Source organism: Chitinophagales bacterium, from assembly GCA_017303835.1.
Classification (GTDB): domain Bacteria; phylum Bacteroidota; class Bacteroidia; order Chitinophagales; family Chitinophagaceae; genus JAFLBI01.
In genome coordinates this window covers 1,661,579-1,674,985 of record JAFLBI010000001.1, presented here as the reverse complement: position 1 = coordinate 1,674,985, position 13,407 = coordinate 1,661,579, and the positions used below count along the sequence as shown (strand labels likewise).

General features: G+C 43.1%; 14 protein-coding genes. 5 read left to right on the top strand and 9 right to left on the bottom strand.

Translation table 11 applies throughout. The annotated features are described in order from the left end of the window. Window positions 1-44: 44 nt before the first annotated feature. The gene (locus J0L83_07715) at window positions 45-1,361 is read right to left on the bottom strand and encodes a DNA mismatch repair protein MutS (GenBank protein MBN8664441.1); all 1,317 of its coding nucleotides are present in this window, start codon (window positions 1,359-1,361) and stop codon (window positions 45-47) included. Between the two features lie 48 nt (window positions 1,362-1,409). Then, window positions 1,410-2,750, bottom strand: coding sequence for a dihydroorotase (locus J0L83_07710; protein MBN8664440.1), 1,341 nt, complete (start codon window positions 2,748-2,750; stop codon window positions 1,410-1,412). A gap of 40 nt (window positions 2,751-2,790) precedes the next feature. Between J0L83_07710 and J0L83_07705 the strand changes: the two genes are divergently transcribed. After that, on the top strand, window positions 2,791-4,467 hold the full coding sequence (locus J0L83_07705; protein ID MBN8664439.1) for a hypothetical protein: 1,677 nt from the start codon (window positions 2,791-2,793) through the stop codon (window positions 4,465-4,467). Here the strand turns inward: J0L83_07705 and J0L83_07700 are convergent, their stop codons facing one another. Both J0L83_07700 and ubiE read right to left on the bottom strand, forming a co-directional pair. Then, entirely contained in the window at window positions 4,468-5,202 is a 735-nt protein-coding gene (locus tag J0L83_07700) for an outer membrane beta-barrel protein (protein MBN8664438.1), read from the bottom strand. Beyond that, window positions 5,157-5,918 (bottom strand): bifunctional demethylmenaquinone methyltransferase/2-methoxy-6-polyprenyl-1,4-benzoquinol methylase UbiE, encoded by a 762-nt coding sequence (gene ubiE / locus J0L83_07695; protein ID MBN8664437.1) that lies wholly within the window; start codon window positions 5,916-5,918, stop codon window positions 5,157-5,159. The genes J0L83_07700 and ubiE overlap by 46 nt, the downstream gene beginning before the upstream one ends. Before the next feature lie 89 nt (window positions 5,919-6,007). On the opposite strand from ubiE, the gene rsgA reads away from it, so the two are divergent. Further along, window positions 6,008-6,934 (top strand): ribosome small subunit-dependent GTPase A, encoded by a 927-nt coding sequence (rsgA, locus tag J0L83_07690; protein ID MBN8664436.1) that lies wholly within the window; start codon window positions 6,008-6,010, stop codon window positions 6,932-6,934. Here the strand turns inward: rsgA and J0L83_07685 are convergent, their stop codons facing one another. Both J0L83_07685 and J0L83_07680 read right to left on the bottom strand, forming a co-directional pair. Further along, entirely contained in the window at window positions 6,935-7,132 is a 198-nt protein-coding gene (locus J0L83_07685) for a hypothetical protein (protein MBN8664435.1), read from the bottom strand. It abuts the gene before it with no gap. Further along, the gene (locus J0L83_07680; GenBank protein MBN8664434.1) at window positions 7,129-7,671 is read right to left on the bottom strand and encodes a gamma carbonic anhydrase family protein; all 543 of its coding nucleotides are present in this window, start codon (window positions 7,669-7,671) and stop codon (window positions 7,129-7,131) included. The genes J0L83_07685 and J0L83_07680 overlap by 4 nt, the downstream gene beginning before the upstream one ends. Before the next feature lie 60 nt (window positions 7,672-7,731). Between J0L83_07680 and J0L83_07675 the strand changes: the two genes are divergently transcribed. Further along, entirely contained in the window at window positions 7,732-8,913 is a 1,182-nt protein-coding gene (locus tag J0L83_07675; protein MBN8664433.1) for an aspartate aminotransferase family protein, read from the top strand. Here the strand turns inward: J0L83_07675 and bshA are convergent. Then, window positions 8,910-10,049: an N-acetyl-alpha-D-glucosaminyl L-malate synthase BshA gene (gene bshA, locus J0L83_07670; protein MBN8664432.1), complete on the bottom strand. Its 1,140-nt coding sequence runs from the start codon at window positions 10,047-10,049 to the stop codon at window positions 8,910-8,912. The genes J0L83_07675 and bshA overlap by 4 nt on opposite strands. Before the next feature lie 103 nt (window positions 10,050-10,152). Here bshA and J0L83_07665 point away from each other — a divergent pair, with 103 nt between their 5' ends. Together J0L83_07665 and J0L83_07660 are read left to right on the top strand one after the other, a co-directional pair. After that, on the top strand, window positions 10,153-11,514 hold the full coding sequence (locus J0L83_07665; GenBank protein ID MBN8664431.1) for a M20/M25/M40 family metallo-hydrolase: 1,362 nt from the start codon (window positions 10,153-10,155) through the stop codon (window positions 11,512-11,514). Then, a complete protein-coding gene (locus J0L83_07660) occupies window positions 11,514-11,906 on the top strand; it encodes a hypothetical protein (protein MBN8664430.1) in 393 nt (130 codons plus the stop codon). Before J0L83_07665 ends, J0L83_07660 begins: the two co-directional genes overlap by 1 nt. Here J0L83_07660 and J0L83_07655 read toward each other — a convergent pair whose 3' ends face one another. Beyond that, window positions 11,907-12,611: an SAM-dependent methyltransferase gene (locus J0L83_07655; protein ID MBN8664429.1), complete on the bottom strand. Its 705-nt coding sequence runs from the start codon at window positions 12,609-12,611 to the stop codon at window positions 11,907-11,909. Then, complete coding sequence (locus tag J0L83_07650) at window positions 12,604-13,371, bottom strand: EI24 domain-containing protein (GenBank protein MBN8664428.1); 768 nt, start codon at window positions 13,369-13,371, stop codon at window positions 12,604-12,606. Before J0L83_07650 ends, J0L83_07655 begins: the two co-directional genes overlap by 8 nt. Window positions 13,372-13,407: the final 36 nt, after the last annotated feature.

Here is a 13,407-nt window from a genome sequence, read left to right as displayed (position 1 = left end):
TCATTGAGGATGCTATAAAGATAGGGAGAAAATAAAATGCTTTCCTAGAGTTTGTTCAGCAGCTCTACTACACCTTCTCTTTTCAGAATCAGGTAGCCCAATCGGTCATTACTGATACCCTCTTTCAGTTGATAGCTAAAAGCCAGCTGGTCGTCCTGTACATGGGTTTCAAAATAGCGGAATTGGATATTGGGGTATTGTTGCAGTGGTTCGCCTATTTCGTATAAGTGTGTCGAAAGAATGAATACAGCATTTTGCATCCTGCGCAAGCCTTCAATCACGGTTGTGCTGCACTTCATGGCATCTTGCACATTGGTTCCTTTGAACAATTCATCAATCAGGATCAGCCATTTTTTGCCATCACTGATTTTTTCAATGGTCTTGCGAATGCGTTGCACTTCATTGAAGAAATAACTCTCTCCCTTAACAATATTATCCATCACATGGATATTGCTGAGCAGTCCATCAAAGAAACTAATGCGCATGCTTTTAGCGGGCACACCCATACCCAATTGTGCCAGATACACACCTACACCCACAGCTTTGATAAAAGTGCTCTTACCCGCCATATTGGCGCCAGTAAGAAATAGGAAGTTGCTGGCTCTGTTCAATTGAACATCATACGACACCGGTGTTGGTAACAACAAGTGATAGAGTTGTTCAGCAATAATGGAAGGTTCTTCAGCATCTGTTACTTCAGGAAAACAAAGCTGGAAATGCTGGCAAGCTTTGGCTAAGCTGAGGTAAGCATCTATCTTGCTGAAGATATCAATCAGTTCAAAAGCGGCTTGTTTGTAATGCCCATGCATGAAGGATGCGATATCCAATATCTGGATGATGCTGATCTTTTTAGGATTGTCTATACGCAGGATATCATGCACGCCTGGTTTATTCAGTAGCATGCTGATACGCTGCAACCATAAGCTGATTTGAATACTGCTATCGGTACCGTATAAGAGATCATGTATTTCCTGCATGCCCTGCAGTAGGTGTACAAAATGTTCCACTGAATACCGGCAGATACTAAAATCGGAAGCATTTAGCCATTTATAGATATACGCAGAATAGATATTCGCGCCTTTGGGCATGCTGGTGATCTGCGTTTCATAAAACTTTTCAGCCACCATGATGGTGCCATTGGAAATACGGCTATTCCATCTGGGCAGTATTTGCAATAAATGCTGAATGGTTTTCTGCGTATCCCTGATTTCTTTGGTAGAACTCAGTGGGCGCGCCAGTATTTGTCGCAGATAGTCCCTGCCTCCATTGGTTTCAGTAAAGTTCAATGCGTGAAAGACCGAGTGGTCTTCTTCTGAGCTGAATATGGATAAGTCTGACAGGGTAGTCTTGTCTGCCTGCATGCGGGTCTTGGTTTGATCAGTAAAATAGCAAAAACAGTTGAACCTGACTTAATCGCGATTAAACTGTAAACGCTGGCCATATTGTGATGCATCCCACACCCCATTTCCATAAACCAGATGTCCGTTTACGAAAGTATGGGTAACTGTTGCCGGAAACTGGAAACCTTCCAGCGGACTCCAGCCACATTTGTACAGAATATTCTCTTTGGTAACCGTATATGGTTGCTGCATGTCAACCAATACCAGATCGGCAAAATACCCTTCGCGGATAAAACCCCTGTCTTTGATCTGAAAGCATCTGGCTACTGCATGGCTCATTTTCTCCACCACTTTCTCCAATGTGATGCGTCCTTCCTGCACATAATGCAACATCATCAGTAACGGATGCTGCACGAGTGGTAGTCCGGCGTGGGCATGTAAATAATCTTCATCCTTCTCGGCCCAGGTATGTGGGGCATGGTCGGTGGCAATCACATCAATCACATCATCATTCAGCGCTTTCCACAATGCTTCTCTATTGTGCGGCGCTTTGATAGCAGGATTGCATTTGATCTGATTGCCTAATCGTTCATAATCCTGATCAGTAAAATGGAGGTGATGCACACAAACCTCACTAGTAATGCGCTTTTCTTCTAATGGCAGCATATTGCTGAAGAGCTGCAATTCTTTTTCTGTTGTGATATGCAGTATGTGCAAACGTGTACCATGTTTCTTAGCCAGCTGTACCGCACGCAGTGAACATTCAAAGCAGGCATCCACATCTCGGATGATAGGATGGTCTTTTGCTGTCAAGGTTCTACCGGATGCTTTTGCTTGCTCCAGATTATGGCGAATCATGGCTTCGTCTTCGCAATGCGTTGCTATCAATACTTCTACGCGCTCAAATAAGCCGTTTAATTGCAGAGGATCATCTACCAGTAAGTTTCCTGTAGATGCACCCATGAAAATTTTTACGCCACAGATATCATTTTTGTGCTGATTTACTTTCACTACTTCTTCCAGGTTATTGTTAGAAGTGCCCATGAAAAAAGAATAGTTGGCCAGTGAAGATTGCGCAGCGATTTTGTATTTGTTCTCAAGTAAGTCCAAAGTAAATGCCGGTGGCATGGTATTGGGCATTTCCATAAAGCTGGTAACGCCCCCAGCAACTGCTGCTTTGGCTTCTGTGCCAATGGTGGCTTTATGGGTTAGGCCGGGTTCTCTGAAATGAACCTGATCATCAATGACGCCGGGAAGCAACAGCTGACCATTAGCAGGTATCTCTTTAGCATTGCTATCGCTGATGGTTCCGCCGATTTTTTCTATACGACCATCTGCAATCAGCAGATCACCGTAAATTCTTTGTCCCTCGTTAACAATGCATGTATCTTTAATGACGTATTTTGACATGATGAATCAGTTTGAATTGAACAGGTATCGCACGCAATTTATCAAATACATCGGGTGTCTATCCCTTTTCCTGCCTTTTTTGTTATCGGCCCAATCTAGCTATCTCCAGATGGGGATGAAGGATCAGCAAATGCTCGACAGGCTGGAGATTAAAATGCAGCGGCCCGGACTGAATTTCTCCATCATCAAGCCCTATAACAGAAAATGGGTAACCAAGGAAGTGGAAGCTATTGACAGCCTGGTTCAGATCAAGGATTATCAAGCTGATCGCTTATCCAAGATCGATCAATACAATATGCAGCGTTTTCTGATGAATAACAGTGAGTGGTCTGCACCACGTGCAAGCTATTTTTCTCAGAAGCCGATTTTGAAAACATTTTATACCACCAAGGGTAATCTGCTGGAAGTGCAGGATAAGGATTTTTTTCTGGCGGTGAACCCCATTATCAGTTATCATCAAGGACAAGAAACCGGTTACGACAGACCTATTTTCCAAAACACACGCGGAGCGGTTGCCCGAGGATTGATTGGCAAGAGGCTGGGCTTTCATATATACTTCACCGAAAATCAAGAACGCACACCTCGCTATGTGCAGCAATGGGTGCGTAATGGAAGGGGTGTGCCTGGGGCCGGATTTTATAAAGCTTTATCAATACCCGAAGGATATGATTATTTTGATGTAAGAGGATCTATCAGTTGGCAGGTGGCTAAGGCAATTGAAATGCAATTTGGTTACGATAAAAATTTCATAGGTAACGGTTTGCGTAGCTTGTATCTCAGTGATTTCAGTAACAATAATCTGTTTCTTAAAATCAATACACGCATCTGGAAATTCAATTACGAGAACCTGTTTATGGAATTGATTCCGCAGCAGGCAGTATTCAATACAGGCAATCAGAATTATCCACGCAAGTATTTCCGCATGAATCACCTGAGCGTGAATGTGACCAAGTGGTTGAATGTGGGCTTGTTTGATGCCGCGATGTTTGGCCGTGTGAATCATTTTGATTTTATGTACATGATTCCGGTGATGTTTGTACTACCACAGCAACAACAAATTGGCAGTGCAGATAACTCGATGGTGGGTATTGATATGAAGATGAACCTGCTCAAAAGAATTCAAGTCTATGGTAAGATCAATTTTGATGAATTCTGGACAGAGCAATTGTTTTCACGTAAAGATTGGTGGGGCAACAAATATGGCTATCAGCTTGGGATGAAGTATGTGGATGTGCTGGGTGTGAAGAACGTGGATCTGCAATTGGAAATGAATCGCGTGCGTCCATATATGTATTCGCATTTTGATACTGCTGCCAATTGGACGCATTATAATCAACCATTTGCACATCCATTGGGTTCAAATTTTCAGGAATACATTGCAGTGTTGAAAGCCCAGCCTACCAAGCGGTTATATCTTCAAGCCAAGGCAATTGTATTCACACAAGGAATTGATTCTTTGGGCATCAATATGGGAGCCAATCCGTTAATCAATAATAAATCAAGGCCACGTGAATATGCCTGGTATGTAGGCAGTGGCGATAAAGCAGAAGGATTGATGGTCAATTTGCTGGCATCTTATGAATTGTTTGAGAATCTTTTCATTGATGTCAATTATCTGCAAAGAAATTATTCCACCCAACTAAAAGGCGCAAGCAATACAACTGTTTTTTCAGCAGGTGTGCGATGGAATATCGGCCGGCGTGATTTCGATTTCTAACTAATCTTCAAAATGCAGGGAGAATACAATCATGCGCGATTGTATTTTATCAATGACACTGGAATATTTCAGTGCAGGATCTGTTTGATGCATATTGGTGATACCTCTGCTGAACTTTATTTCAGGGGAGATAGTTACAAACGGTAAATAGAAATTAAAACCCAATCCGGTTTCAATCAGGTAATCGTTTCGTTTGAGTTTAATCAGGTCTTCTGCATTTCGTGCAGAAGAATTGCTGCTTAAATCCATATCGTATCGAAGTCCGCCCAACAAATACATTCTGAAATTACCAATGCGGTCAGAATTCAATTTCATGTGCACAGGAAAGCTCACCAAAGTAGCAGGCAAAGTTTGTTTCACCGTGGGTTGTTCAAAAGCCTGTCGGCTGCCTAATGTATAATTGAAGTATTTAGCTCCACCGATAATCAGTTGTGGGTTGGTGCGAATTTGTAAACGATCGCTGATGCGTGCTGTTGCCAATAAGCCCATGACAATACCACCGCTTGATCCTGGTTCAACCGTTAGTACAGAATCATTCTGCATAAACCTGGTTGATTTTGTATGATGCAAGTAAGCGCTGTTATAGCCTAAAGTTAGACCGAAGTAATAGGTCCAGTCATCATGATCAGCACGATAGATTTGTTGTGCTTTGAGTGAAGCACATAACAAGATACCTGCAATTAGCAGGATCAATGGTTTGCGGAAGCAGACTTTGTACCACAGTAGATGGTGCATATGCCCAGGCTCAGTTTTTTCAAATACGTTTGGGTAAATCCTGCTTCATGCATAATGTTTAAGAAATCCTGTCCCTCTGGAAAGGCCTGAACGCTTTTATTCAGGTATTGATAAGCTTGTTTATTGCTGGAAAACAACTGAACCAACACAGGGGCAATATGGGTCATGTACAAATCATAAATCCCTTTGAAGCCAATTTGTCTGGGTTTAGAAAATTCCAACACCACTAAATTACCGCCCGGCTTCAATACACGATGCATTTCTTTGAGTCCTTTAACAAGGTTTTCGAAGTTTCTTACCCCAAAAGCCACAGAAATCGCATCAAAATGACCATCTGCAAACTGTAAGTGCTCGCTATCGCCCTGTTGGAGCTCAATCGCATGACTTAAACCCAGGTCTTTGATCTTTTTGCGGCCCAGATCTAACATGCCTTTAGAAATATCTACGCCGATGATTTTTTCGGGTCGCAATTGCTTCCAAGTCATGATGGCCACATCACCTGTACCGGTGGCTACATCGAGAATCAGCTTAGGGTTGGTTTTACCCAATTCTTTAATCGCTTTTTTACGCCATACAATATCTGAACCACCGCTCAGGAAACGATTCAGAAAATCGTAGCGAAAAGCGATCTTATCGAACATCTGTGCTACTTGCGCCTTTTTCTCCAGTTGACTATCGCCAAAAGGAACTACTTCGTCGTGTGCAAATTGACCCATGGCGCGAAGATATTGAATTTCCCTGCCTACTGTCTTTTTGTGGAACTGCACAAACCAGCAAATCAGGCTTTTGCGCCTATCTTCGCTGCATGCGTGCACGGGTGTATAAATCAACAGGTAGCTGGTATCAGGTAAAAAGTGATGCCGGTAGCCGCTATAATGCACGCCTGAAGGGTGTTTTCAAGACAGAAGATATCTCCTCTACCAACCCCATTGCTGTAGGCGATGAAGTGGAAATTGAGGAGGAGCTGGAGACGGAGCAATCGGCTGTCATCACTGAGATTCATGATCGTAAAAACTATGTGATCCGCGCTTCTCCACATACCCGCTGGCAGCACCATATTATTGCTTCCAATCTGGATCAGAGTTTGCTTTTTATTACCTTGAAAGAACCACGCACTTCACAGGGTTTTGTAGATCGATTCTTAATCTCTTGTGAAGCCTATCATATACCGGCTATCCTCATCGTCAACAAAGCAGATATCTACCGCAAAAAAGAATTGGCTTTGTTTGAAGAATGGAAGGAGATGTACACTGCTATTGGCTATACCGTTCTGCTTACCAGTGTACTGGAAAGCATGGGTATGGATGAAGTGCGTAGTTTGTTACAGCATAAGACGACGCTCTTAAGTGGACATAGTGGCGTAGGTAAATCCAGCTTTATCAATGCAGTATTTCCTGAAATGGGTTTGCGTACGCAGGAAGTGAGTGGCTGGAGTGGAAAGGGGATGCATACCACCACTTTTGCTGAAATGTTTGATATACCCGGAGGCGGCAGTATTATTGATACGCCCGGTATTCGCGAGTTGGGTTTGGTGGATATCAGTAAGCAGGAGCTATCGCATTATTATCCGGAAATGCGGCAGTATATCAATGATTGTCAGTTCAACAATTGCTCACACATCAATGAGCCAGGATGTGCTGTAAAAAATGCCGTTGCTGAAGGGCTAATTCATGAGAACAGGTATATCAGTTATCTTGGTTTATACGATTCTATTGAAGAGAATCAGTACTAATTACACTTTAAACTTCTTGGCTTTTCGTGCTGCTTTCATGGCCTGAGGATCGCCTGCGGCAAGCTTTTCTGCGCCAATGTTTTTGCCATTGGTTGGACAACCCTTTTTAGGCTCTCTTGACCCGAAAACGCGATAGTATAATCCGCAGGAGCTCAGCATGCAGCTGATGAAAACGAGCAGAAAGAGTTGTTTTTTCATAAGTTGGATGTTGGTGCTTGGTTGTGTGCATCAAACCAGGATGCATAGTGGGTATAGTTATTGGCAATACGTTCTATTTCTCCGCTGATGAGTTCCGGTGGAATATTCTTTACCTTTTTAGCGGGCACACCTGCGTAAATGGTTCCGGCTTCAACGATAGTGCCTTCTAATACAACTGCACCTGCAGCGATGATAGAATTGCTATGCACTTCGCAGCGGTCCATTACAATAGCGCCCATGCCAATCAACACATGATCATGAATGGTGCAGCCATGTACGATGGCATTGTGGCCAATGGACACATGGTTGCCGATATTGGTGGGATGTTTCTGGTAAGTACAATGAATGACCGCGCCGTCCTGTACATTCACTTTATTACCCATGCGGATATAGTGTACATCTCCCCGCACCACTGCATTGAACCAAACGCTGCATTGATCACCCATGGTTACATCACCTACAATTGTAGCATTCGGCGCAACAAAACAGTCCTGCCCGAATTGTGGATGTTTGTTTTCTACAGGAAGGATTAGTGCCATAACTTCGAATTTCTGTTCAAATGTCGCAGTTTGACAGAAGAATTGATACAAATGGCAGCAATTTCTCATAAGGAACTTTTTCTCAGGCATGTGGCGCAAACTTCACAAGCACCAATCGGTATTGAGATGGTGAAGGCGGAGGGTGTCTATTTGTATGGAGCGGATGGACAACAGTATATCGATTTGATTGCAGGTTTTAGCGTTGCGAACATTGGTCATTCTCATCCTGCTGTTGTGAAAGCTGTGCAAACACAGGCTGCTGAATACATGCACCTCATTGTGTATGGTGAGTTTATTCAACAGCCACAAGTAGCTTATGCGAAGTTGTTAACGGAGCATTTACCTGCGTCACTTAACTGTGTCTATTTCACCAACAGTGGCACTGAGGCAACAGAAGGAGCGATGAAGCTGGCCAAACGTGTAACAGGCAGAACACGCATCATTAGTTTCAACAATAGTTATCATGGTAGTACCCAGGGTGCGTTGAGTGTGATGGGTGGTGAATACTGGCGCAATGCATTCAGGCCTCTATTGCCGGATGTGTTACATCTGAACTATGGTAGTGCGGAAGCATTGGAGGCAATTGATCATACGGTTGCTTGTGTGATTATGGAAACCGTGCAGGCAGAGGCCGGTGTGAACGCACCTGATGCAGCATGGATACAATCAGTCAGGAAAAAATGTGATGAGCACTGTGTGTTATTGATACTGGATGAAATTCAATCTGGCTTTGGTAGAACAGGTAAGCTCTGGGCTTTTGAACATTTTGGTATTGTACCTGATATCTTGTTGTTAGGAAAAGCATTAGGTGGAGGTATGCCGCTGGGTGCTTTTATTGCAGATCAACGATTGTTATCCACGCTCACACATGATCCCGTGCTGGGACATATCACTACGTTTGGCGGTCACCCAGTTTCTTGTGCTGCCGGTAAAGCGGCTTTTGAAGTCTTATTAGCTAGCGATTGGATGGCGACTGCACCGAATTTAGTAACTGAGCTTGGAGAAGCATTATTGCAACATCCTTTGGTGCAGCGTGTGCATCTTTTTGGTGCTTGGATGGCTGTGGAGTTTGCAGACGATGCAACTGCACAATCCATCATTCATCGTGCGGTAAAACACGGCTTAATTACAGACTGGTTTTTATTCGCACCGAATTGCATGCGTATTGCACCACCGCTCTGCATCACCAGCGAAGAGATACAAACAATTACCAAAAAACTATTGGAAGTATTGAACGCTTAAGCTTCGCACTCTAATCTGCAGAACCGACTATAGAGTTTTTCGTACACAGGAATGATATTGTGAATATCGAAACGCTTGGCTTGTTCGTAAGCTTTTTCTTTCATGGCTTCCAGTTTGGCATCATCACTCAATAAACCAATTGCATATTCACTCATGGCTGCCACATCGCCTACATCAGCCATAAAGCCTGTTTCACCTTGAATATTGATTTCACTCAATCCACCAGCGTTTGTGCTAATCACGACTGATCGCGCAGCCATTGCTTCCAATGCTGCTAAACCAAAACTTTCATATTCAGAAGGCAATAAGAAGACATCACTTACAGCAAGAATATCCTCCATCTGTTCTTGCTTACCTACAAAGCGCACATCCTCATCAATGTGTAATTCACGGGCCAATTCTTCCATCGCAAAACGTTCTGGTCCGTCGCCCACCATCAATAATTTAGCAGGCATACGTAAACGAACCGCTGCAAAGACTTTCAACACATCGCCCACGCGCTTCACTTTTCTGAAATTAGATGCATGCATCAGAATTTTTTCACCCTTGGGTGCTATTACCTGACGAAAAGCATCGATTGGCTTTTTACTAAAGCGGGTAAGGTCCACAAAATTGTAGATCACTTCAATGTCCTTGGTGATCTGAAAATATTTATAGGTTTCTTCTTTCAGATTTTGTGATACAGCCGTGATGGCATCACTTTCATTGATAGAAAAAGTAACCACAGGCTCATAAGTTTTGTCCTTACCTACAAGCGTGATATCTGTTCCATGTAAAGTGGTAATCACAGGTACATCTCTACCTTTCTTCTGTTTCACGATTTGTTTGGCTAAATAAGCTGCTGATGCGTGCGGAATGGCATAATGCACGTGTAAGAGATCCAGATCGTGGTTGATGATCACATCCACCATCATACTGGCCAATGCCAACTCATAAGGGGGATAATCAAATAATGGATAAGAGTTTACCCTTACTTCATGGTAAAAGATATTGGTATTGAACTCATTTAGTCTCACCGGCTGTTGGTAGGTGATAAAATGTACCTGATGGCCCTTATCGGCCAGCGCCTTACCTAATTCCGTTGCCAATACACCGCTACCGCCATAGGTGGGATAGCACACAATGCCTATTTTCATGAAGTTGTTTTGCGTATCTAAATAACAACTAATAATTCAAATGGTTATTACCGATGGTCAAAGCGTCAAAAATTTGACCAATTCTTCATTTATCTTTAGCCACATGAAAAAATTACTCTTTTTGCTGGCTGCACTGCCATTTTGTGTAGCAGCTCAAACAGAAGAAGATGCAGCATTCATCCGCAAACTGGCAGATGAAGTGCTGGTGAATGGTAAAGCACATGATTTACTGCGCGATTTAACCAAGAATATTGGTCATCGTCTATCAGGCTCGCCTCAGTACAACAAAGCTGCTGTTTGGGGCAAAACTGAAATGGAGAAAATGGGTGCAGATAAAGCTTGGTTGCAGGAATGTCTGGTGCCTAACTGGAAGCGAGGTGGCGAAGAAGTGTTTATCGCTGAGATGGATGGACGCAAGCAAAAGCGTAAACTCAATGCGCTTGGACTGGGTAATTCTTTGGGCAGCGGTAAACCTGTTGTTGCCAAAGTGTTGGCTGTACAGGATTTCAATGAGTTGGAGAAAAGAAAGGATGAAGTAAAAGGTAAGATTGTCTATTACAATGCTGCATTCGATCAGCGTCATGTACAAACTTTCCGTGCTTATGGCGAAATGGGTCAGTACCGCAGAAATGGCGCCAGCAGGGCTGCTAAATATGGTGCGGTAGGTACTTTGATTCGTTCACTCGGTGGTGGCACAGATAATTTTGCGCACACAGGTAGCATGGCATATAATGATTCGCTGCCTAAGATTCCGGCTGCAGCTATTGGTCTGCGCGATGCAGATTTTTTGTGGGATATGACAAGACATACGGATGTTACCGTGTCTTTAACGACTAGTGGAAAATTCAATCCTGATACGATTAACCATAACGTGATTGCTGAATTACGCGGTAGTCAATTTCCAGACACTTATATCACCATCGGTGGTCACTTAGACAGCTGGGATGTAGGTGAAGGTGCCCATGATGACGGTGCAGGTATTGTGCAGACTATGGAAATTCTGCGCGCATTCAAGCAGTTGGGTTATCAACCTCGCTATAGCATTCGCTTTGTTTTGTTTGCAAATGAGGAGAATGGTTTAAGGGGCGGACAGAAATACGCAGAAGAAGCGAAGGCGAAAGGTGAGAAGCATTTGTTTGCTTTGGAAAGCGATGCAGGTGGTTTTACACCAAGGGGTTTTGGCTTTACTGCTTCACCAGAGCAATTGGCAAAAATCAAAGCTTGGTTACCCTTGTTGAAGCCATACGGTATTGGTGATCTGGAAGCTGGTGGCGGCGGTGCGGATATTGGTCCACTCAGAAGCTTGGGTACTGTACTCGCTGGTCTTCAGCCCGATAGTCAGCGCTATTTTGATGTACACCACACCCACAATGACGTGTTCGAAAATGTGAACAAGCGCGAATTACACTTGGGTGCGCTGAATATGGCAGCATTAATTTATCTTGTAGATAAATACGGTCTCTGATGAAAAAAGGAAAAATCTTCAGTTGGTTTCTCGGTATCTTATTAATCATACTCGGTATTGTTGTATACTGGAAATTCTTTTTTGTGTACTCAGAAGGTACCAAAGCGGGTGCGCTGAATACTTTCCAGAAAAAAGGATTTTTATTTAAAACATACGAGGGTAAGATTATCCAAAGTGGTTTTAAAGCCAATGTACAGAGTAATGAATTTGAGTTCAGTGTAACCAAAGAACGTGTTGCCAGGATTCTGATGGAGAATGCTGGTAGGGAAATGGAGCTGCATTACAAACGTTATCTGGGCGCTTTGCCTTGGCGTGGTGCGCAGAGCTATATTGTAGACAGTGTGTATGCGATTAGAGGAACAGTTGGAGAAACGATTATCAGCCCGAAATAATTACCCTTGTAGCAAGAATATGGCCGGACATTTATGGATGTCCGGCTTTTTTTGTGCCCATGCTTTGATGGGTTGTGTGCGAATAGATTCTGCATCACCAGTAATATCAACTGCAATGCAGAACAAGGTGTTGGGCTGACAAGCCTGTAGCACATCAGCAATCAATTGATTGTTGCGATAAGGTGTTTCAATAAAAATCTGTGTGCAGTTTCTTTTGCGTGAATCTGCTTCCAGCTCTTTCAATACTTTTTTTCTTTCGATGGCATCAATAGGTAAATAGCCATGAAACTGAAATCGTTGTCCATTCATGCCACTGGCCATTAAAGCCAATAGAATAGAACTGGGACCAGTCAAAGGTTTTACCGCAAAGCCATTTTCTTGTGCAGCGGCTATGAGTATTTGTCCGGGATCAGCAATGCCCGGGCATCCTGCTTCGCTGATAATGCCGATGGTATCTCCGTTGCGCAAATGTTGCAGCAATGCTTGCTTCATTTGGTCTTCTGCTTTGTGTATGGCATACCACTTGTAATCATCAATCACCATCTCACGCCATAATTGCTTCAGGTATCTTCTGGCTGATTTCTCATTCTCTACAAAAAAGACCGTGCAAGTTTTGACTGCTGCGGTTACGTATGCGGGAATCGGTTCCAGATGCGCTTCATCCAGAAAAGTAGGAATCAATACAACTTGACCTGCCTTATTCATTGGTGCTTTGTTTCAGCGGATAGATACTCAAAGTTGCTGCTACTACAGCATAAGCAGGTGCAAAGACCCAGCCAATAAAAGGCACCATGTGCATGATATAGAAAACCAAGCCATTGCCAATCGCGAGGCCTTTATGCTGGCCGATATAGTAAATACTTTCTGCTGCTGACTTCTTGTGTCTTTCCATACTGTAATCCAGCATAGAGAAGCCATAGTAATAACATTCCACTAAAATGGCAAGAATGGGTGTCATCCAACCAATCACAGGAATTACACTTAAAAACAAGATAGACAAAGCGTATACTGTTTGCCAGAGTGAATTACGCAAGGCCAATTTGATACCTCGGATGATGTCTTTCCCAAGTTGTTGAAAACTGAAGGGATAATCTTTGCCTTCTATAATGGCTGCAGTTTTCTCGCTGAGGTAAGCAAATACAGGTGAGCCAAGAATCAACCAAACATATTTGAACAGCGAGAAGTAAAACAGCATTTGAATGATCCACAAAAAGAAACCACCAATAGTGAAGAGAAAGCCAAGAAAACCATCATTCATGCCGTCCAGCCAAGCTTTTAAACCTGTTTTCAGGCTCAGCCATTCGATAAACAAATTGGATGTCTTGCCAAAGTAGTACATACTGATCATGAACAAGATCAGGTAGAGCAAGCCGGGAATCAGAATCCATTTCAGCAGTTTGTGCTGCTTGATGAATTGATGTGCTTTGCCATAAGCTTGTAATGCTATCAGTATCTCTTTGAACAATGGGGGATTTTTGACGAAGTTAAAGCTTTCATATTA

What these genes read in the sequence shown, in the direction of transcription:
- J0L83_07715 (MBN8664441.1), bottom strand. Translation starts at nt 1,361, where the DNA reads ATGCAGGCAGACAAGACTACCCTGTCAGACTTATCCATATTCAGCTCA.
- J0L83_07710 (MBN8664440.1), bottom strand. Translation starts at nt 2,750, where the DNA reads ATGTCAAAATACGTCATTAAAGATACATGCATTGTTAACGAGGGACAA.
- J0L83_07700 (MBN8664438.1), bottom strand. Translation starts at nt 5,202, where the DNA reads ATGCACCATCTACTGTGGTACAAAGTCTGCTTCCGCAAACCATTGATC.
- ubiE (MBN8664437.1), bottom strand. Translation starts at nt 5,918, where the DNA reads ATGGGTCAATTTGCACACGACGAAGTAGTTCCTTTTGGCGATAGTCAA.
- rsgA (MBN8664436.1), top strand. Translation starts at nt 6,008, where the DNA reads ATGCGTGCACGGGTGTATAAATCAACAGGTAGCTGGTATCAGGTAAAA.
- J0L83_07685 (MBN8664435.1), bottom strand. Translation starts at nt 7,132, where the DNA reads ATGAAAAAACAACTCTTTCTGCTCGTTTTCATCAGCTGCATGCTGAGC.
- J0L83_07680 (MBN8664434.1), bottom strand. Translation starts at nt 7,671, where the DNA reads ATGGCACTAATCCTTCCTGTAGAAAACAAACATCCACAATTCGGGCAG.
- bshA (MBN8664432.1), bottom strand. Translation starts at nt 10,049, where the DNA reads ATGAAAATAGGCATTGTGTGCTATCCCACCTATGGCGGTAGCGGTGTA.
- J0L83_07665 (MBN8664431.1), top strand. Translation starts at nt 10,153, where the DNA reads ATGAAAAAATTACTCTTTTTGCTGGCTGCACTGCCATTTTGTGTAGCA.
- J0L83_07660 (MBN8664430.1), top strand. Translation starts at nt 11,514, where the DNA reads ATGAAAAAAGGAAAAATCTTCAGTTGGTTTCTCGGTATCTTATTAATC.
- J0L83_07655 (MBN8664429.1), bottom strand. Translation starts at nt 12,611, where the DNA reads ATGAATAAGGCAGGTCAAGTTGTATTGATTCCTACTTTTCTGGATGAA.